Source organism: Shewanella sp. SG41-3, assembly GCF_014164545.1.
GTDB lineage: Bacteria > Pseudomonadota > Gammaproteobacteria > Enterobacterales > Shewanellaceae > Shewanella > Shewanella vesiculosa.
Map to the genome: position 1 here is coordinate 193,584 of NZ_JACJFJ010000006.1, position 22,017 is coordinate 215,600.

The 22,017-nt window shown below is 40.4% G+C and carries 14 protein-coding genes; 7 read left to right on the top strand and 7 right to left on the bottom strand.

From position 1 onward, the window contains the following. Positions 1–145: 145 nt before the first annotated feature. Entirely contained in the window at positions 146–1,375 is a 1,230-nt protein-coding gene (locus tag H5164_RS13520) for a uracil-xanthine permease family protein (protein WP_124015911.1), read from the top strand. Positions 1,376–1,485: 110 nt separating this feature from the next. Here the strand turns inward: H5164_RS13520 and grxD are convergent, their stop codons facing one another. Then, entirely contained in the window at positions 1,486–1,827 is a 342-nt protein-coding gene (gene grxD / locus H5164_RS13525; protein ID WP_011637214.1) for a Grx4 family monothiol glutaredoxin, read from the bottom strand. A 232-nt stretch (positions 1,828–2,059) separates the two neighbouring features. Here grxD and sodB point away from each other — a divergent pair, with 232 nt between their 5' ends. The 4 genes from sodB to H5164_RS13545 all read left to right on the top strand — a co-directional run bounded on the left by sodB (position 2,060) and on the right by H5164_RS13545 (position 7,728). After that, positions 2,060–2,644 carry a superoxide dismutase [Fe] gene (gene sodB, locus H5164_RS13530; RefSeq protein WP_124015910.1) on the top strand — a complete coding sequence of 195 codons (585 nt, stop codon included), beginning with the start codon at positions 2,060–2,062 and terminating at the stop codon, positions 2,642–2,644. A gap of 299 nt (positions 2,645–2,943) precedes the next feature. Continuing rightward, complete coding sequence (locus tag H5164_RS13535; RefSeq protein ID WP_124015909.1) at positions 2,944–4,878, top strand: PrkA family serine protein kinase; 1,935 nt, start codon at positions 2,944–2,946, stop codon at positions 4,876–4,878. A 63-nt stretch (positions 4,879–4,941) separates the two neighbouring features. Beyond that, positions 4,942–6,207, top strand: coding sequence for a YeaH/YhbH family protein (locus tag H5164_RS13540; protein ID WP_182697164.1), 1,266 nt, complete (start codon positions 4,942–4,944; stop codon positions 6,205–6,207). 9 nt (positions 6,208–6,216) lie between these two features. Then, entirely contained in the window at positions 6,217–7,728 is a 1,512-nt protein-coding gene (locus H5164_RS13545; protein ID WP_182722783.1) for a SpoVR family protein, read from the top strand. Positions 7,729–7,833: 105 nt separating this feature from the next. On the opposite strand, the gene fadR is transcribed toward H5164_RS13545, so the two are convergent. Then, positions 7,834–8,553 carry a fatty acid metabolism transcriptional regulator FadR gene (fadR, locus tag H5164_RS13550; protein WP_124015906.1) on the bottom strand — a complete coding sequence of 240 codons (720 nt, stop codon included), beginning with the start codon at positions 8,551–8,553 and terminating at the stop codon, positions 7,834–7,836. Between the two features lie 590 nt (positions 8,554–9,143). Between fadR and nhaB the strand changes: the two genes are divergently transcribed. Continuing rightward, positions 9,144–10,736: a sodium/proton antiporter NhaB gene (gene nhaB / locus H5164_RS13555; RefSeq protein WP_182756660.1), complete on the top strand. Its 1,593-nt coding sequence runs from the start codon at positions 9,144–9,146 to the stop codon at positions 10,734–10,736. Between the two features lie 114 nt (positions 10,737–10,850). After that, entirely contained in the window at positions 10,851–11,369 is a 519-nt protein-coding gene (dsbB, locus tag H5164_RS13560) for a disulfide bond formation protein DsbB (RefSeq protein WP_182697161.1), read from the top strand. A 268-nt stretch (positions 11,370–11,637) separates the two neighbouring features. Here dsbB and H5164_RS13565 read toward each other — a convergent pair whose 3' ends face one another. The 5 genes from H5164_RS13565 to H5164_RS13585 form a co-directional block, all read right to left on the bottom strand. After that, the gene (locus tag H5164_RS13565) at positions 11,638–12,171 is read right to left on the bottom strand and encodes a cell division protein ZapC (RefSeq protein ID WP_124015903.1); all 534 of its coding nucleotides are present in this window, start codon (positions 12,169–12,171) and stop codon (positions 11,638–11,640) included. A gap of 168 nt (positions 12,172–12,339) precedes the next feature. After that, a complete protein-coding gene (gene pyrD, locus H5164_RS13570; protein ID WP_124015902.1) occupies positions 12,340–13,359 on the bottom strand; it encodes a quinone-dependent dihydroorotate dehydrogenase in 1,020 nt (339 codons plus the stop codon). A 61-nt stretch (positions 13,360–13,420) separates the two neighbouring features. Beyond that, positions 13,421–18,268: an NAD-glutamate dehydrogenase gene (locus tag H5164_RS13575; protein ID WP_124015901.1), complete on the bottom strand. Its 4,848-nt coding sequence runs from the start codon at positions 18,266–18,268 to the stop codon at positions 13,421–13,423. 328 nt (positions 18,269–18,596) lie between these two features. After that, complete coding sequence (locus H5164_RS13580) at positions 18,597–20,903, bottom strand: RND family transporter (protein ID WP_182742480.1); 2,307 nt, start codon at positions 20,901–20,903, stop codon at positions 18,597–18,599. Between the two features lie 49 nt (positions 20,904–20,952). Further along, positions 20,953–21,963, bottom strand: coding sequence for a YCF48-related protein (locus H5164_RS13585; protein ID WP_182697158.1), 1,011 nt, complete (start codon positions 21,961–21,963; stop codon positions 20,953–20,955). Positions 21,964–22,017 lie beyond the last annotated feature (54 nt).

Genomic DNA, 22,017 nt, shown 5'->3' on the forward strand with positions numbered 1-22,017 from the left:
GCCAAATTGACCCTATATTGTAGCCATATCAAATAACATTAATCGCTACAGCGTCCTCAAAGTTGTTATGCATATGATAGCTTTTATGTGACAATTCGCGCCGTTTGAGCACACGCTAACTTTCTAAATACTGATGGAGAACAATATGAAACGCGTGTTAATTCCGCTACAGGGCGCACAAATGTTATTTGTCGCTTTTGGTGCGCTTGTACTAATGCCGTTATTGACGGGTTTAGATACCAGTGTCGCCTTATTTACAGCCGGTTTCGGTACCCTTCTGTTTCAATTAGTCACTAAACGCCAAGTTCCTGTATTTCTCGCTTCTTCCTTTGCCTTTATCGCCCCCATTTTATATGGCGTACAAACATGGGGTATTCCAGCCACCATGGGTGGTTTAATGGCAGCTGGCGCAGTTTACATGCTACTTGGGCTAACGGTAAAACTGCGCGGCACAGGATTTATTCATACCCTGTTACCCCCTGTGGTTGTCGGCCCAGTAATTATGATCATCGGTTTAGGCTTAGCGCCAGTCGCTGTCAATATGGCATTAGGTAAAAGTGGTGATGGTAGCTTAGTCATCGTTGAGCCCAATATTGCCCTAATAATTTCTCTTTCAGCCTTAACGACTACAATAATCGTGGCGATTTTTGCTAAAGGATTAGTTCGTTTAATGCCTATTCTGGCCGGTATTTTAGTCGGCTATGGCACTAGCTTAGCCTTTGGTGTTGTTGATTTTACGCCCGTAAGTGAAGCCGCTTGGTTAGCTATGCCAAACTTTGTTGCCCCAGAGTTTAACTGGCAAGCTATTTTATTTATGATCCCAGTGGCCATTGCGCCTGCCGTTGAACACATTGGTGATATTTTGGCTATTTCAAATGTGACAGGTAAAGATTATTTTAAAAAGCCTGGCTTACATCGCACCCTGACTGGTGACGGTATTGCCACGATTGCTGCAGCAGCATTGGGTGGTCCACCTAACACCACATACAGTGAGGTAACTGGCGCGGTGACACTCACTAAAAGTTTTGACCCTCGCATTATGACGTGGACAGCGATTACCGCAATTACCTTAGCTTTTGTTGGCAAACTGGGCGCCATGATGCAAACAATTCCCGTTCCCGTCATGGGTGGCATAATGTGCCTACTCTTTGGCTCAATTGCCGCAGTGGGATTAAACACCCTAATTCGTCATCAAGTCGATTTGTCTGAACCCCGTAATCTCAGTATTGTTGGGGTAACGTTAGTGTTCGGTATTGGTGGCATGGCATTTGGCATTGGCTCATTTAGTTTAACCGGTATCAGCTTATGCGGGATTGTGGCTATTTTGATGAACTTGATTTTACCAGCGATAAAAAAGCCACCAACTGAGGCATAACCTCTTTAACATAGAACCTGCTTAATCAGTAAGGCGCTATAAAAAAGCCCCAATCGCAAATTGCGATTGGGGCTTTTTAATCAGTGCATTAAACACTCAATCAATACTCATTACTCTGCAGCGTCTTCGGTGCGGAATTTATCAGCAGTCGCTTTAATGATTGGCTGAAGTTCACCTTTTTGGAACATTTCAGTGATGATGTCACAACCACCAATCAACTCGCCTTCAACCCATAGCTGTGGGAATGTTGGCCAGTTAGCAAATTTTGGTAGTTCAGCACGAATATCTGGGTGCTGTAAAATATCTACGAAGGCAAATTGTTCACCACAATTGATCATCACTTGAGCAACTTGAGATGAAAATCCACAGCTTGGTAGCTTAGGTGAACCTTTCATGTACACAATAATTGGGTTTTCGCTAATTTGCTGTTTAATCTTTTCTACAGTTTCCATTGGATTTCCTAAGTACGACGAATGAACACATAACGACTATTGTACGACACCTAGACAAAGAACAAAATGCCACAGTTTGTAGGGTTTATCTAAAATCCATTAAATAGCTACAGCAATCCAGATAATTCCCAAACAATGATTCACATCACAAAAATAATCAGTACAATAGAAGTAGAGCAATGTTACCTGATTGGTAAACAAAACGATAACCTGAATCCATGGAGAGATACTAATGGCTTTCGAACTACCAGCTTTACCTTATGCAAAGAACGCACTTGAACCACACATTTCTCAAGAAACCATTGAGTTCCATTATGGTAAGCATCACAACACTTACGTGGTAAAACTAAACGGTTTAGTTGAAGGAACTGAATTTGCTAACAAAACGCTAGAAGAAGTTGTTAAAACTTCAACTGGTGGTATGTTCAACAACGCCGCTCAAGTTTGGAACCACACTTTTTACTGGAACTGTTTAGCGCCTAACGCTGGCGGCGAAGCAACTGGCGATATCGCTGCTGCTATCAATGCATCTTTTGGTTCTTTTGAAGAATTCAAAGCTAAATTTACCGATTCTGCAGTCAACAACTTCGGTAGTGCTTGGACTTGGTTAGTTAAAAAAGCTGACGGTTCATTAGCCATTGTTAACACCAGTAATGCTGCTACACCGTTAACAGATGAATCAGTGACTATTTTATTAACTGTAGACGTATGGGAACATGCTTACTACGTTGATTACCGTAACGCACGTCCAGAGTATTTAGCGCACTTCTGGCAACTTGTTAACTGGGAATTTGTTAACAAGAACTTTGCTGCTTAATCTTCATTAGCTGCAAAAAACTAAAGGAGCCTTTTGGCTCCTTTTTTTAAATCTTTTCTTGCCACAAAGCATGACCCACATCACACTTCTATTTTTGCAACTATTGCAAATGCTACTGTTTGTCTTTGTTTTTATTTAATTTATTTTCCATTAAAACTTCGCCAAGTCATTTACCCTGTCCTACACTTTACTCGTAAAGCCTAATATTGCGCTAATTGGTCCAGTAATATAGTTAAACCATTGGCGTTAGCCACAGAGGCGTTTTACGTAATACTACTGCATGTTTTGAGGGGGTTATTATGGGTATTTTTGAGCATTATCAACAACGATATCAACAAAAACGCGACGAAGAATATACCTTGGAGCAATTTCTTGATATTTGTAAACAAGACAAAAGTGCCTATGTATCTGCTGCCGAACGCTTATTAATGGCCATTGGTGAACCGCAGATTATCGACACAGCAAAAAATCCTGTCTTAAGCCGTATTTTTTCTAATCGTGTTATTGCAAGCTATCCAGCATTCAAAGACTTTTATGGTATGGAAGACGCGATTGAACAGATTGTGGCTTATTTAAAGCATTCTGCTCAAGGCTTAGAAGAATCAAAACAAATTTTGTATCTTCTCGGTCCTGTTGGTGGCGGTAAATCGTCCATTGCCGAAAAACTCAAGGTACTTATGCAGCATGTGCCTATTTACATACTAAGTGCTGATGGGGTTCGTAGTCCGGTTAACGACCATCCTTTTTGCTTGTTTGATCCCGAAGAAGACAGTCAGTTACTGAACAATGAATACCAGATCCCCAGTCGTTATATCAAAACAATCATGTCTCCATGGGCAGTAAAACGTTTACACCAATACGGTGGCGATATTTCAAAGTTCAAAGTAGTAAAAGTGTATCCATCGGTGCTAGACCAAATCGGCATTGCTAAAACAGAACCCGGTGATGAAAACAACCAAGATATTTCAGCTTTAGTCGGTAAAGTCGATATTCGTCAATTAGAGCATTTCTCACAAGATGATGCTGATGCCTATGCCTACTCAGGTGCATTATGCAGAGCAAACCAAGGCTTAATGGAATTTGTCGAAATGTTTAAGGCACCGATTAAGGTATTACATCCATTATTGACTGCAACCCAGGAAGGTAATTACAACAGTACCGAGGGCTTATCAGCATTACCTTACAACGGCATTATTTTAGCCCATTCGAATGAATCAGAATGGTCAACGTTTAGAAATAATAAAAACAATGAAGCATTTTTAGATCGCGTCTATATCGTCAAAGTGCCCTACTGCTTGAGGGTTTCTGAAGAAATGGCGATCTACCAAAAACTATTAGCCAATTCAGAATTATCAAACGCATCTTGTGCCCCAGGCACCTTAGAAACCTTGGCACAATTTAGTGTGCTCTCTCGCTTAAAAGCACCGGATAACTCATCTATTTATTCCAAGATGCGTGTATACAACGGTGAAAGCTTAAAAGATACCGACCCAAAAGCAAAGTCCTACCAAGAATACCGTGACTACGCTGGGGTAGATGAAGGAATGCAAGGACTATCCACCCGCTTTGCCTTTAAAATTCTATCCAGAGTGTTTAACTTTGACAGTGCAGAAATAGCCGCAAATCCAGTGCACTTATTTTATGTACTCGAAAAACAAATTGAGCAAGAACAATTTCCGAATGAAGTAAGTGAAAAATATTTAGAGTTCCTTAAAGGTTATTTAATCCCTAAGTATGTTGAATTTATTGGTAAAGAAATACAAACCGCTTACCTTGAGTCCTATTCAGAATACGGCCAAAATATTTTTGACCGCTATGTTACTTATGCCGATTTTTGGATTCAAGATCAAGAATATCGAGATCCCGAAACCGGACAGCTGTTCGATCGTGGGGCACTCAATGCAGAACTGGAAAAAATAGAAAAACCTGCTGGAATTAGTAATCCAAAAGACTTCCGTAATGAGATTGTTAACTTTGTTCTGCGAGCTCGCGCCAACAATGAAGGCAATAATCCGTTGTGGACCAGTTATGAAAAATTACGCGTTGTGATAGAGAAAAAAATGTTTTCTAACACTGAGGACTTACTGCCAGTGATTTCATTTAACGGCAAAACATCCAATGACGATCAGCGTAAGCATGACGATTTTGTTAATCGTATGATGGAAAAAGGCTACACCAAAAAACAAGTCAGATTATTGTCAGAATGGTATTTACGAGTGCGCAAATCATCGTAAAACGCCAGGTTGGCAGAGTCAGCCCTTGCTGACTTTGCCATGAATTAGACTTGGGAGAGGCGTATGGCAAATTTTATTGATAGACGACTCAATGCAAAAGGAAAAAGCACCGTCAATCGGCAGCGTTTTATTGAGCGCTATAAAAAACAAATCAAAAAAGCTGTCGGAGAAGCAGTCACTCGTCGCAGTGTTACTGATATTGATAAAGGTGAACAGATTAGCATTCCGACTCGAGACCTTAGTGAACCGGTTTTCAGACAAGGGCAAGGTGGCAGAAGGGACAGAGTACACCCTGGGAATGATCAATTTAATCGCGGTGACCAAGTTCAACGACCTAAATCTGGCCAAGGCGGTTCTGGGCAAGGTGATGCATCAAATAGCGGTGACGGTGATGATGATTTTGTATTTACTATCTCAAAAGACGAATATCTAGAGTTACTGTTCGACGATCTCGAACTGCCTAATTTACAAAAAAATCAGCTAAATAAATTAGTTGAATATCAAACCTATCGTGCGGGATTTACCAATGATGGCGTGCCCGCTAACATTAATATTGTCAGATCGTTGCGTTCATCTTTGGCGAGACGAATTGCCATGAGCGGTGGCAAAAAGAAAGCGCTACAGGCATTGGAAGCCGAACTTGTCATGCTGGAGGACACGCCAGGTGCTCAAGCAGAAAGAATTTTAGCCATAAAGGAACAGATATTATTACTCAAGCAGCAAATCGCAAAAGTACCTTTTATCGATACTTTTGATTTGCGCTTTAACAACTATGCCAAACGTGAAATCCCTTCTAGCCAAGCGGTAATGTTTTGTCTGATGGATGTATCTGGATCAATGGATCAAGAAACCAAAGATATGGCTAAGCGTTTCTATATATTACTTTACCTCTTCCTGACGCGCAGTTATCAAAATCTTGAGGTGGTGTATATTCGCCATCATACACAGGCTAAAGAAGTCGACGAACATGAGTTTTTTTACTCACAAGAAACTGGCGGGACTATCGTATCAAGTGCATTAAAGCTAATGCATGAAATACAGCAAGCACGCTACCCAGAAAATGAATGGAATATTTATGCCGCTCAAGCCTCTGACGGTGATAATTGGGCCGATGACTCGCCTGCCTGCTATGACATTTTAGCAAAACATATTTTGCCAAAGGTTCGCTATTTTAGTTACATAGAAATAACCCATCGCGCTCATCAGACGTTATGGCACCAATATGAGAAACTGCAACAGCAATTTGACAACATTGCAGTACAGAATATTACCCACGTAGAAGACATATACCCAGTATTTCGTGAACTCTTTAAAAAACAAGCTATGTAGGGGGTGATCATGGTGAATATAAAACGTAGCCCATTAGATGATGGACCCGAGTGGACATTTGACTTACTGCAACAATATCAACATGAAATTGAAAATGCAGCGACATTTTTTAAACTTGAAACTTACCCAAATCAAATTGAAATTATTACTGCTGAACAAATGATGGATGCCTATGCTGGCATTGGTATGCCCATTGGTTATACCCACTGGTCATTTGGCAAGCGGTTTATCCAAACAGAGCAAGGCTATAAGCGTGGCCAGATGGGCTTGGCATACGAAATTGTGATTAATTCAAACCCATGTATTGCCTATTTAATGGAAGAAAATACCATTACCATGCAAGCATTAGTCATGGCGCACGCTTGTTATGGTCATAATAGTTTTTTTAAAAATAACTATTTATTCGATACTTGGACCGATGCCAGCTCGATTATCGATTATTTAGTCTTTGCTAAAAATTATATCCGCGAATGTGAGTTACGTTATGGGGTTGAACAAGTTGAGTTAATTCTCGACTCTTGTCATGCATTGATGAATTACGGAGTTGACCGCTATAAACGCCCAGCAGAAGTGTCACTGAAGCAAGAGCAAGAAAAACAGCAGCAACGTGAAGATTATTTACAGAGCCAAGTCAATGACTTGTGGCGAACTCTGCCAACATCACCACAAAAAGAAACGCCAGAAACAAGTACTATTTTCCCAAGTGAGCCCCAAGAAAACATTTTATATTTTATTGAAAAAAATGCCCCATTACTGGCTTCATGGCAACGTGAATTAGTCCGAATTGTTCGTAAAATGGCGCAATATTTTTATCCACAAAAACAAACTCAAGTGATGAATGAAGGTTGGGCGACATTTTGGCATTACACCATACTCAATCATTTATACGATAATGGTAAAGTCACTGACCGTTTTATGATGGAGTTTTTGCAAAATCATACTGCTGTGGTTGCGCAACCTGCCTACAATAGCCCTTACTATAATGGCATAAACCCTTATGCCTTAGGTTTTGCAATGTTTGTCGATATAAAACGAATTTGCCAAACACCAACCGATGAAGATAAAAAGTGGTTTCCCGACATTGCCGGCAGCGATTGGCTTGAAACGGTTCACTTTGCGATGAAGCACTTTAAAGATGAGAGTTTTATTAGCCAATATTTATCACCAAAAGTGATTCGTGATTTTAAATTATTTGCTATTTTAGACGATGAAAAACGCAGCCAACTTTCCATTTCAGCCATTCATGATGAACAAGGTTATCAAGATATCCGCAACACTCTGTCACAACAATATAATTTATCCAATATAGAACCCAATATTCAGGTGCAACAAGTGCAAGTGAATGGCGATCGTTCTATTACCTTACGCTACATCCCCTATGACAGCATCCCACTTGCAGATAACCATCAAGAGATGTTGAAGCATCTACATCGGCTATGGGGTTTCAATGTCAGCTTAGAGCAAGTAGACGATGTAGGTATTGTGAGGGTATTATCAAGCTGTCCTGAAGCGACAGCATAAAAAAAGCCAATCGACTTGATTGGCTTTTCAAATTGAAATTCAATATCCGAGGTAAATAAATCGGTATTCTCATTTAACGATAAATGCTCAACTCATCACTGTAAATTAAGTATTATCATGGCCCATTTCAGCAGGCAGGTCATCACGCAGCTTTTGCCACATTTTGCCACTTTCAATACCATTGGCTCGCATCAATGCTGGTACATCAATATAATTTTTAGCTTGGGCGAGTTTTTCCAGCTTAAGATAAAAGCTTAGGGTTAATTCACGGGCTTCTTGGCTGGAAAAATAATAACGACCCACACGATTATAAAGGCCTTTAAAGCCATTTAAAATCAATACATATAATGGGTTACCCGATGCAAATGCTAATGTGTGATGCAACTTATAATCAAATGCAGCATAGGCTTCAGCGTTATTTTCTAAACTGTGAATGTCGGCCAAGACTTCAACCACTTTTTCAGGATTGTGGCGAATGGATGCACGAAAATAAATGTTGCTTACGTTACCACGAGCAGCCATGAGTTGATCGACGAGTAAAGGAAAACCATCAGGGTTCAAATCAGCAATGGTTTCTAAAATATTTAAACTAGAGGTTTCCCAAAAGTTGTTCACTTGGGTAGGTTTACCATGCTGAATTTTCAACCAACCATCTCGTGCAAGACGCTGCAGAACTTCTCTTAACGTCGTACGAGTGACACCGATAAGTTCTGAGAGCTCACGTTCCGCAGGTAAAATTGATCCGGGTGGAAATTTATTTTCCCAAATGGAACGAACAATATATTTCTCGGCAAAACTCGCTGGCCCTTTGGCATTGATGATCATCAGCCTTCATATCCTATTGCTAAACAATGGCGAAACTATTGCACTGATCATACCAGAGCGGTGGAAAATAAAAACCATTGTTTATTCAGGACGCTCATTACGACTATTTTTTAACCTACTATGAGCCATTACAACTTCAATAATCAGATACTATTCACATTAAATTACTAAAATCATAAACCTATAGCAATTTTATCGATAAAATAACACAAGTTTAGTATATACTCATGTAGCTAGCTTGTTGATGTAATGTAGTATTTTTGGGAGCAAATAACGACATTACAATTCAATTTTGTTTGAGCTACACTAGCAGCGAAAATACAAGAGCCATATCGAGTTTGCCGCATAATTATGTAGGCTAACACATTGTTTGCTATATCAAGACACTATAATTTCACAACAATAAATAGACGGTAATGTTCAATTTGCCTCGATAGGTTATTTGGCGCAAATTAATGAAAAGTTGATATCCATCAAGTTTTTAATATGAAGTTGCTTCTATTCTCCCAGTTCTGTTGAAAATAATAATGTGTTGCTAGCATCAAAAATGGTACCAATACTGTAACAATCACAATATCGGAGAGGCTGCTATGCAGGCAACCAAAAGTCAGGCGCTGTTTGTTAACTTTTTAGGTAATTCACCTAAATGGTACAAATACGCAATTTTGGCATTTTTAGTCATCAACCCCCTGCTCTTTTTCTATGTAAATCCTTTTGTCGCTGGATGGGTGCTAGTGGTGGAATTTATTTTCACTTTAGCTATGGCATTAAAATGTTATCCACTGCAACCGGGTGGTCTTTTAGCCATTCAAGCCGTCATCATAGGAATGACTTCGCCCTCACAAGTGCTACATGAAATAGAAGCTAATTTAGAAGTATTGCTCTTGTTGGTATTTATGGTCGCAGGTATTTACTTTATGAAACAGCTATTGCTGTTTGTATTTACCAAAATGATCACTAAAGTACGCTCAAAAATTATCGTGTCTTTGATGTTTTGTACTGCATCAGCTTTTTTATCAGCCTTCTTAGATGCCTTAACCGTGATTGCGGTAATCATTGCTGTTGCCGTCGGTTTTTACTCTATCTACCACAAAGTCGCATCGGGTAAGAGTTTTAGTGATAGTAACGGTCACGATCATACGTCTGAGTCTAGCGGACAATTAAATGATGAAGAATTAGAATCGTTTCGGGCATTTTTACGTAATTTATTAATGCACTCTGGTATCGGTACTGCACTGGGTGGCGTATGTACTATGGTGGGTGAACCACAAAACTTAATCATTGCGGCGCAGGCCCATTGGCAATTTGGTGAGTTTTTCTTACGTATGGCACCTGTGACTATGCCGGTATTGATTGCCGGTATATTAACGTGTTTTCTTGTCGAGAAATTCAAAGTATTTGGTTATGGAGCCCAATTACCTGATGCGGTACATAGGATCTTATCTGATTACGCTGCTCATGAAGACTCACACAGAACCAACCAAGATAAAATGAAACTCGTCGTTCAGGCTCTTATTGGTGTGTGGTTAATTGCTGGTTTAGCACTTCATTTAGCTTCTGTTGGCTTGATTGGGTTATCTGTCATCATCTTAGCTACAGCATTTAATGGCATTACAGACGAACATTCATTAGGTAAAGCATTCGAAGAAGCTTTGCCTTTCACTGCGTTACTTGCTGTATTTTTTGCCATCGTAGGTGTCATCATTGATCAAGATTTATTCGCTCCAGTGATCCAATGGGCATTGAGTTATGAAGGCAATATGCAGCTAGTTATTTTCTACATTGCTAACGGCTTACTGTCTATGGTGAGTGATAACGTGTTTGTGGGTACAGTCTACATTAATGAAGTAAAATCTGCGTTAATGAGTGGCCAAATTACTCGAGACCAATTTGACTTACTAGCTGTAGCAATTAATACCGGTACTAACCTACCTTCGGTTGCGACACCAAACGGTCAAGCGGCATTCTTATTCTTGTTAACATCTGCTATTGCGCCACTTATTCGCTTGTCTTATGGCCGCATGGTGTGGATGGCACTACCCTATACTATCGTGCTATCGATTGTGGGGGTAATGGCGATTGAGACAGGTTTCTTAACCGACATGACTAACACATTATATGAGAGCCAATTAATTATTCACCACTCAGCTAAAGACTTAAGTGGCGCGGCAATGGGACATTAATTACATCAGCTTAATGGACTTAGCTGATAAATTATTTTAAAGTCACTATAGTTTGTTTAAACACCCTCATTTGAGGGTGTTTTTTTATCTATTCACACACTTAGGAATCCGACATTGTCACCATTACAGCAGTTTAGTCATAGCCGTCTTTCTTGGGGTTTATTGTTATTCTCCGCCATAGGACTAGAGTTGGCGGCACTCTTTTTTCAATATGGAATGGATCTCGCTCCGTGTGTGATGTGTATTTACATTCGTGTAGCGGTATTGGGTCTTATATTGACTGGGCTTGTGGGTATACTACAACCCAAAGTGTGGTTTTTACGCTTGGTCGGAATCGTTAGCTGGGGAGTATCAGCTATTTGGGGATTTAAATTAGCCTATGAGCTAAACCAGATGCAAGTTAATCCATCACCATTTGAAACGTGTTCCTTTTATCCTGAGTTCCCAAGCTTTATGCCGTTAGACACTTGGTTACCTTCCGTCTTTTCACCGACAGGCATGTGTAGCGACTCACCTTGGTCATGGTTGTCTGTCAGTATGGCGCAGTGGATGATGGTTGGATTTGCTGTTTACGGTTTGATTTGGTTAATCGTCTTGTTACCGGCACTTAAACCGACTAATAAGAGTCAGTAATTTATGCCTTAGAGTCATTCCATTGCACTAGATTAAGTATTGTTGATTAAAAATCGGCTCGAATAACAGGCCAAATAAAGGGCTAAATAAGCGATGAATGCTTAATATTGAGGCGGACGCGCCTGATAAAATAGCGATTTGAATAATACATGCGGATTAAACTTTAGCAAGTTTATCAATAGAAGTAGACTCGCACTATTTTTATACGCTAACCGCACATGCTAGCTAGTGAACAAATTGAGTCGAGTGTCTTATCTATTCAACTCTTTTATGCCGCGACAACTTGCTTAGCTTTACGCAGTGGATGTAAACGATTATGCATCACTTTTATGATATCAAATTGTGCTAATGATTTATTTTCAGATAGCTGACAGTATTGTGACAAAATCATCACAGTTGCTGCTTGTAAGCCATTTGCAATAACTAACGCCAATACTTTAGAGTAGCCGCAGTTGAGCTGAAACAACTTACCCACATCACAATAAACACACTCATCACTGACGTCAAAAAACCAAGATTTAGGCATTTGTGATTGTAATAAAAAATGCGCGGCAGTTGCGTTCAGTGCAGTTTGTACAATACCTGCATCAGAGATATGCAACACTTTAGGAAGGGTTTCGAGCATTTTAATGTAAAATTTGGCGTGTTCAAGGTTAAATTCAGCTGCCTTAAGAGCATCTGGAATTAACAATTTTGTCTTATATGGCGTTAAGAACTCCATCTCAGAACCCAACGAAATACTTAATTGCTTCAAGCTTTCATTGTATTCCCAATGCCAGTCCTTATTTGGCATTAATAACATGACTATTTACACCTAAATATTGAACACGCTTATATATTAGATGATTTTTCACTCAATATCAAAATTTAATTATAAATTATAACATAAATTTCAGAGTGTTAGCGCGATCGAACGATCAAAATTTCGATCGCGGCATGATTTTTGATCAATGCAAAGCTGTTTTAGGCGCTATTTTGAACAATATGCCTTTGCGATCTGATCAACTAATTTAGGTCCTTGATAAATAAAACCTGAGTATATCTGCACCATAGTTGAGCCTGCATCAAACTTAGCTATCGCATCTGCGGCACTATTGATCCCACCAACACCAATGATCGGGATCTTACCTTGCAAACAGATCGCTAATTGTTTGATCACTTGAGTCGATAAATCAGTCAAAGGCTTACCGCTCAAACCGCCCATTTCTTCGGCATGTTTTAAACCAGTTACAGTATCTCGGCTTAATGTTGTATTAGTCGCAATCACACCATCAAACTGATTACTCAGTAACGAATCCGCAATCGCTTTAATCTCGTCTGAGCTTAAATCAGGCGCAATCTTGAGCGCAACCGGGACATATTTGCCATGTTTAGCGGTTAATTCTGTTTGTTTAGCTTTAATTGAACTGAGTAAGTCGTCAAGTAACTCACCGTATTGCATTGAACGTAAACCTGGGGTGTTTGGTGAAGAGATATTCACCGCAATATAACTGGCGTATGGGTACACTTTATCCATGCAGATCAAGTAGTCATCCTTACCCTGCTCTACTGGAGTATCTTTGTTTTTACCTATATTCACACCAACCATAATGTCAGACTTTTTGGCCATTAAATTACGAACCAGATTATCCACACCTTTATTGTTAAAACCCATCCGATTAATAATCCCTTTAGCAGGTTTTAATCGAAACAATCTTGGTTGATCGTTACCCGGTTGCGGACGTGGTGTTACGGTTCCGACTTCAACATGGCCAAACCCCATCGCATGAAAAGCATCAATTGACTCGCCGTCTTTATCTAATCCCGCAGCTAAGCCAACAGGATTAGGAAACGTCAGGCCCATACAGGTTACAGGAGCGGATTTAACCTGTTGACGATAGAAACAGTTTAATGGGTTATTTCCGGTAATTTTCAAGCTACCAATCGCTAGATTATGAGCTAACTCAGGGTCCATCTGAAACATTACTTTCTGTGCAAGTTTGTAAAACATGTTTTCTCCTAGACCTAAAAAAAGCCCCGGCAATCGCCAGGGCTTATTCACATTATAAAAACTACTTCTGACCTACGCAATGTAAAATCAGTAAGTTCAGTTCCCGTAAGGCGACTGAGAACTTCGCAAATTCATGGGTTTGAGAAACCTTGAAATCCGCTAGCATGTGATACCATCTTTCGAGTAAAGGCTTATTTTGTTCAATCCACTGATTAATCACACTATCTGCATCACAAGTCTCGGTACAAGTACGTAATACAGCAGAACTTAATGCACGTTGCTGCCAATCAAGTTCTTCTCTGAATGCTGCACGGGCAAGTGCTTGCCAATGGTTAGCAACAGGTTGAGCACTGATTTGTTCTAAGAACCAATGTAACTCAACTTTTGCACCGAGTTTAAAGTAAGTTTCAGATACCAGTTCAACTGACTTGTTCTCGATTTGAGCAATTTGTGCAATGTCTAACGCTGAGAATAATGTACTCATTTTAGCCACAACTTGTGCAACAGCTTGAGGAACATTTTCGGTGGTTAGCGCAGCAATCTCAGCAGAAATTACTTTCACTTCAGCATCTATCATATATTGGTCAACATTGGCTTTAAGCTGTTCAAATACTGGCTTAAAGAACGCAATAGTTTGGTCAATATCATGAGCACGATTACGATGGCGGATAAACCAACGACACGCGCGACGCATACTGCGACGTAATTGATGCAACATTTCACCCTGCACCACTGCAGGGATGACGCCACTTAAATCAGTAATTGAAGTGGTTAAGTCATCAAGGCCAAAGATTTCTCGGGCCATAGTGTAACAAATGGCGGCTTCAGCAACTGTTGCACCGGTCTCATCTTGCATACGTTGTACAAAATTAAAGCCCATATCATTAACTAATTCATTGGCCAATGATGTAGCAATAATTTCACCGCGAAGAGGATGAGCGGTCATTTTATTAGCATATTTTGCTTGAAGCTTTTTAGGGAAATAAGCCACTAGCAATTTACTTAAAAATGCATCTTCAGTGATTTCAGGGGTCACTAATTGCTCTTTCAATACCATTTTAGCGTACGCAACTAATACCGATATTTCAGGGCGAGTTAACGCGCGTCCATTGGCTAAACGTTCAGCTAAATCGTCATCAGTAGGTAAAAACTCAAGCGCGCGATCAAGCTTGCCGTCTTTTTCAAGATATTGAATAAAACGAATTTGCTCTTTCAACTGCGACACGCCATCGACTTGAGTCACAGAGATAGTACGAGTCTGATCTTTACAGTCTTGAATGACAATCTCGCTAACTTGATCTGTCATGTCTTCAAGTAGACGATTACGTTGTTTAACCGTTAACTCGCCTTCTGCTACCAAGGTATTCAAGAAAATTTTGATGTTAACTTCGTTGTCTGAGCAATCAACACCACCAACGTTATCAACAAAGTCGGTGTTCATACGGCCACCATTAGCGCAGTATTCAATACGGCCTAATTGGGTACAACCTAAGTTACCACCTTCACCAATAATTTTGGCGCGAATTTCTTTACCGTTAACGCGTAAAGTGTCATTAGCACGATCGCCAACTTCAGCATGAGATTCTTTGCTCGACTTAACATAAGTCCCGATACCACCATTCCAAATCAAGTCTACTGGCATTTTCAGTAGTTCTTTCATCAGTTCGGTTGGGTTCATGGTGTCTTTATCAGTCGCTAACATCTGCTTAATTTCTGGGGTCAATTTAATTGACTTGGCAGAGCGTAAGAAGATCCCGCCGCCTTTAGAAATCAGTTTCGCGTTATAATCTTCCCAGCTTGAGCGTGGCAAGACAAACAAACGCTGACGTTCAGCATAGCTTTCGGCAATTTTTGGCGTTGGGTCGATAAAGATATGCATATGGTTAAATGCAGCAACCAATTGAGTTTGCTCAGATAACAACATACCGTTACCAAATACATCACCCGCCATATCACCAATCGCCACACAGCTAAATGGAGTGGTTTGGCAATCTACACCAATTTCACGGAAATGGCGTTTAACCGATTCCCAAGCTCCACGTGCGGTAATCCCCATTTTCTTGTGGTCATAACCATTACTACCACCAGAGGCAAACGCATCGCCTAACCAGAAGTTGTATTCGATCGCAATCGCGTTAGCGATATCTGAGAAAGTCGCGGTGCCTTTGTCGGCTGCAACCACTAAATAAGGATCGTCTTCATCATGACGGACAACATCTGCAGGCGGAACAACTTCACCGTTAATTATGTTGTCAGAAATGTCTAATAATGCGCGAATAAAGATACGGTAACACTCTTGCCCTTCGGTGAATAAAGCCTCACGGCCACCCTCTGTTGGCAGTTGCTTACACACAAATCCACCTTTTGCGCCTACAGGCACAATCACGGTGTTTTTCACTTGTTGTGCTTTTACTAAGCCTAACACTTCAGTACGGAAATCTTCACGACGATCTGACCAGCGTAAACCACCACGAGCCACTTTACCGCCACGTAGATGGACACCTTCAACACGAGGTGAATACACAAAGATCTCAAACTTAGGCATCGGCTTAGGCATTTCTGGAATTAAGCTCGGTGCGAATTTAAATGAGATATAATCCTTTGATTTGCCGCCAATCGCAGTTTGATAGAAGTTAGTACGCAATGTGGCATTAATTAAATCTAAATAACGTCGAATAATTCGGTCATCATCTAAACTTGAAACGTCATCAAGCTGAATATTCACTTGCTCGAGGAATTTACTCAAGGTGCGTGTCTTTAGCTTAGGATTGAACTTACGAATGAACATCTTAACCAATAAATCCGCAAGTTTTGGATAGCGGCTAAAAGTTTCTTCAATGTAAGACTGACTGAATGTAGCGTCAATTTGGCGCATGTACTTAGCATATGCACGTAAAATAGACACTTCACGGCCACTTAAGCCCGTTGAAAGTACCATGCGATTGAAGCCATCGTCTTCTAACTTCTTTTGCCACACTTGTAATAAGGCTGTTTGGAAACGATCTTGACTATCAGCAAGGTTTTCTGTCGCTGCGCCTTGGACTGTCATTAAGAAGTCTAAGATCCAGAACGTAGCACCATCATTAGTTTTCACTTCATATGGGCGTTCGTTGATCACACGTAAACCAAAGTTTTCTAGCATTGGTAATACGTCAGACAAGTGAATTGGCTCGTCTTTATGGAACAATTTTAAACGCACTTTATTGTCGTTTAATGCTGTTTCTTGTGGCTGATAAAATAACATGCCTAACTTATGTTCATCATCCAATGCTTCTAGATGCTGCATATCAACTACAGCTGAGCTTGGAAGAACATCATCTTTATAGCTAGGTGGGAAAGCATTTAAATAACGTTTTGTCAGTCCTGTACCAGCTTGTTCACCGACAGTATTATTTAACGCTGTGTGCAATTTATCATCCCACGAGCGAGCGGCTTCGATAAGATTTTTTTCAATAGCGGCCACATCAACATCCATATTGTTATTATCAACTTTGATAATATAATGAGTTCGAGCCAGAGTAGACTCAGAAAAATACGTTGTGAACTCAACATCTTCATTGCTCTTGAAGTGTTGCGCTAGAATGCGTTGAGTATCTTGGCGTAACTTAGTGTTATAACGGTCTTTAGACACATACACTAAACACGACAAGAAGCGGCCATAGCCATCTTTACGAACAAACAACTTTAACTTATCGCGATCTTGCATTTCCAATATGCCATAAGCGATATTAGACAGCTCATGGTCTTTAGCTTGGATTAGCTCATCACGAGGTAAGTTTTCAAGGATGTTCATTAACGCTTTATAGTCATGAGAGCGCGGCGCTAGACCTGAGTTATCAAGAATGCGCTGAACTTTTTCACCCAGCAATGGGATCTCGCGTGGACTACGGTTATAAAGATTAGAAGCATATAAACCGATGAAGCGATCTTCACCAATTACGTTGCCTTTTTTGTCGAAGCGTTTAACGCCAATATAATCTACGTAAGCTGGACGATGCACACGGCTTTTGGCAGAGCTTTTGGTCAGAACAAGTAAGCTTTCATCTAATGCCTCTTTGCGGGCAGAATCAGATAAACTTGAAAGTAACAAACCGCGCTCACTGTGTGAGGTTTTTGAACGGTTCATTAATCCTAAGCTAGATTCAATATTAGGGACAAGCTCAACATCACCTTCAACGCGTTTTAAATCATAATAGCGATAACCGAGTAAAGTGAAATGGTGGTTGTTCAAGTAGTTTAAGAAATCAACAGACTCTTGAAGTTCCGCTTTTTCACCAGGAAATGGCCGTGAAGGTAACTGTTTAATGGTATCGGTTAATGTGTCTGACATTAATTGCCAATCATTGACCGATGCTGATACATCCGCTAAGACAGATTGAATCTCTTTCTCAATCGCCTTGATGTCGGCATCACTATTTTGCTTGTCAATTTCGACTAAGAAAACCGCAACATTATTGCTGCCTTCTGTAGCTTCATTAACAAATGACACATCAGTGACATTGTTGTTAGCAGCACGCACGACCGCTAATGGCGTATGCAACATCACATGAGCGGTAATGCCCATTCGATTTAACGCCATTGAGAGCGAGTCAACCAAAAAAGGCATATCAAGTTGAATAATCTCAATAATGCTGTGAGTTGACTGCCAGCCATGTTTTGCTTGGCTAGGATTAAACACTCGGATGTGAGTTTCGTCCTGCGCGGTTTTATTCAGCGCATTCCAAAGGCTCAATACGGCACCATATAAATCACTGTCATTACGAGCATTGAGATCGTCTTTTGACATATGGGCGTAGAGGCAATTAGCAAATTGCTCAACTTGTTTGGCTTGAGAATGAGGGATTTTTGTGTGAATTAAATTGACTACATTTTCCAGTAGTACTGAAGGCATTGCATCTTTCAAGGCCATGTTGCAGATTCCTTAAGCGTCTATGGCAGCGCTCTTATCATTATATGGATGCTTCGGCTTGTTGATTCTGTAGGTCCGAGTCATTTTGTGTGTATCACGTAAATAACTGTTTTTAGTTTAACAAAAGAAACTCATAATTGAGATCTGATGCAAAGTTTATTACTAAATTGCTGCTATATCGAGGAAAATTTTAGTGGTACATCCTCTATAAATCCACTCGACAGCATAGATTGGTACTTAAAATGACATTTAAGTCGTTTGCATAGAGTAACTATGCAAAACAAAAAAGGGAGCTAAGCTCCCTTTTTTGTTTAATTGCATGTTTTAGTTACTTTTTTCTCCAAAACATAGCTGAAAGTGCGGGAAGAATAATAATTGCCCCCAACATATTCACTAAAAACATGAAAGTCAGCAAAATTCCCATATCCATTTGGAATTTCAGGTCGGAGAAGAACCAAGTACTCACCCCAATCGCTAAAGTTAGCCCAGTAAATATCACCGCACTGCCACGCTCAACCAATGCTTCGAAATACGCTTGTTGCACAGGCATGCCATTACTGAGCTTGTTGGACATGGTCGATAAGATATAAATCCCGTAATCAACACCAATACCCACCCCTAAGGCGATAACAGGTAAGGTACTGACTGCGAGACCAATATCGAGCAAAGTCATTAAGGCTTGTGCTAACGTCGATACCACATAAAGTGGGATAATCACTGCTATCGTTGCCTTGAGTGACTTAAAGCTAATTAAACATAAGACAAACACTGCACCGTAAACGTACAACATCATTGGCAGCTGAGCTTCACTTACAGCTTCATTGGTTGCAGCCATAACGCCAACCGGACCCGAAGCTAGCTTAAATTGTAACGTGTCGGAGTTAAGCTCAGCAGCAACAGCTTTAACTTTATCAACAACCACCTCAATGGTTTCTGCTTTATGGTCTTTTAAGAACAAGTAAACCGGCATAACAGAGCAGTTGCTATTTAATAAACCCGATGTGGTTGGAACTTGACCCACGGCTTGAACTAGACTGGCTGTGGTGCGCGGTAAAATCTCCCACTTAGGGTTACCTTCGTTAAAACCGGCATTCACTTTTTTGGCAATCGATGCCAAACTCGCGGTTGACTCAACCCCAGGTGTATTAGCCATCATCCACTCAAACTGATCTATCTGCGATAACACAGAATGATATGTACAAGCTTCAGGAGTGGCTTCTACAATCACAGACATAACGTCGGTTGTTATAGAGAAATGTTTGGTAATGAAGAAAGTATCTTGGTTATAGCGAGAGTCTTGATGCAGCGCTGGCGCCCCACCCTGTAAATCACCAATTTGCATTTTTGACGCTTGCTGAAAACCAACGGCATAAAGGATTGCTGTTGAAATCAATACCACTACAGCATATTTCGGAGTGGCAAACTTAGACAACCAACGCCAAATATTTTCTATTTTTTGACGTTTCTGTGGGTTATCCTGCTTAGTCGGCAATTCGAAATATGAAATCACTAAAGGAAGCAAAATAAGATTAGTGAGAATAATCACTGCAACACCTAATGATGCAGAAATTGCCAGCTCTCGAATAATACCAATATCAATCGAAAGTAAGGTTAAAAAACCCACTGTATCAGATAGTAACGCAACGCCGCCCGGCACTAACAAGCTGCGAAAAGCCGATGCAGATGCCGCTTTCGTCGTCTGGCCATCTAGCACGCGACGACGCACAGCATTGATCATCTGTACCCCGTGACTGACACCAATGGCAAATACCAAAAATGGCACCAAAATCGACATTGGGTCTAAGCCAAATCCGATAACCGTCAATAAGCCTAATTGCCAAAATACCGCAACCAAACTACACATCAATGGTAAAATAGTCAGCACTATCGATTTGGAAAATAGATACACCATCACTGCAGTAATGGCTATGGCGATTAAGAAAAACAACAGTACGCCTTTGGCGCCTTCTGCTACATCACCAGCCATTTTAGCAAAGCCAATGATATGAATTTTAATCTTATCGGTTTCAAACTTACCGCGAAGCTCTTGCTCAAGTTGATTGGCAAATGCAATTGTATCAATGGCTTCACCCGTTTGCGGATCAAACTCCATCAATTGGGCCGATACCATGGCAGAAGTATAATCATTACCGATAAGACGACCTACAATGCCAGCCTTTTCGATATTGTCTCGTACCACTTTAAGGCCATACTCATCGTTACTGAAATCAGCAGGGATAACTGGGCCGCCAGCAAAACCATCTTCAACGACTTCGGTAAAACGCGTTGAAGGCGAAAAAAGTGACTTAACCTGTGAACGCTCTACCCCAGGAATAAAGAATAATTGATCGTGGACATTTTTGAGTGCATCAAAAAATTCCGGATTAAATATATTGCCGCTCGTATCTTCAACTGCAACCATAATGCTGTTGGCACCACCAAAGTCTTTCTGATGCTTGGTATAGGTTTGCATATAAGAGTGATTAAGAGGAATATTTTTACTGAAAGCCGCATCCATTTTTAGTTGGCTGGCTTGGTAACCTAAAAAAATAGTAATAAAAATAAATGAAATTATGACCCATTTTCGATTACGAAATAAATGAGATTCAAATCCATTGACCAGTTTTTCTAACATCTTTTCGGCCTTATTATTGTTGTTTTAATTGTCCAATTTAACCAAAAGGTTAATCAAGCTGAAACAGTCCCTTAGAACCGGCAAACCATAATTGGCCTTTACTGTCTTTAGCAATAGCCACAATATTTTCACCTTGACGCCTAGCAACAATAGTTGCTCTACCATCATCAACTGATAATACAATTCCAGCATTACCGACTAGGTATAGGTCATTATTAGATGTAACAAGTGCACCATTGATTGATGATTGGACCGGTAGTTCTACTTCTTCCCATGCAGATAAACTTAAATCTGACTTAAATACATGACCACGAAGTCCCATTACATAAACATCATCACCAACCGAAATGGCATTGAACATCGAGCCATCATAGTCAAAATTGGTTTTAGTAAATGTATGGCCATTATCATCAGATACCGCCACCATACCAAGCTCACCGACCAATAATAAGCGTTTATCTTCAAGACGAATCAAACGGTTAAAGTGAGGTAATAAAGACGCACGCTCCGATAAATACAAGGCTTCATCTTCTGCTTTAAGGTCATTTAAATAAGCAACATCATCTTCAAAGAGTAATTCTTGGTGAAACTCATCTTGCCAAGTTTTACCGCCATCAGCGGTGCGATAAAATAATCCATATGCCCCAACCGCAATACCATCTTCAGGAGTGTAGAAGCGTACATCTAAAAATGGCTTCTCAATTTCAGCTGATTGCATCTGCACTGACCAGGTCTCACCACCATCTTGGGTGTGAATAATCGTAGCATCATGACCGACAGCCCAACCTTGTTTGTCATCGAAAAAAAACACTTTGGTTAACTGGGACAAAACGGGAGTGGCGACTTGATGCCATTGATTATTTTCTAATATCAACACATTGCCACGTTGACCGACGGCAACAAGTTTGTCGCCCGCATTGGCAATATCAAGTAATAAAGAGGATTGAGCTAAGGGTTGAATTTGAACTGAAAGCGGATCGAGTTGGGCATCTACTGAAGCAGTATATAAACATGCACTAATCCCAATCGCCACAATACTGCGAAGCATGCTAAACGTCATACAAACTTCCTTTAAAATTTATAGGGGCGCTAGGCGCCCCATTTTATTATGGCT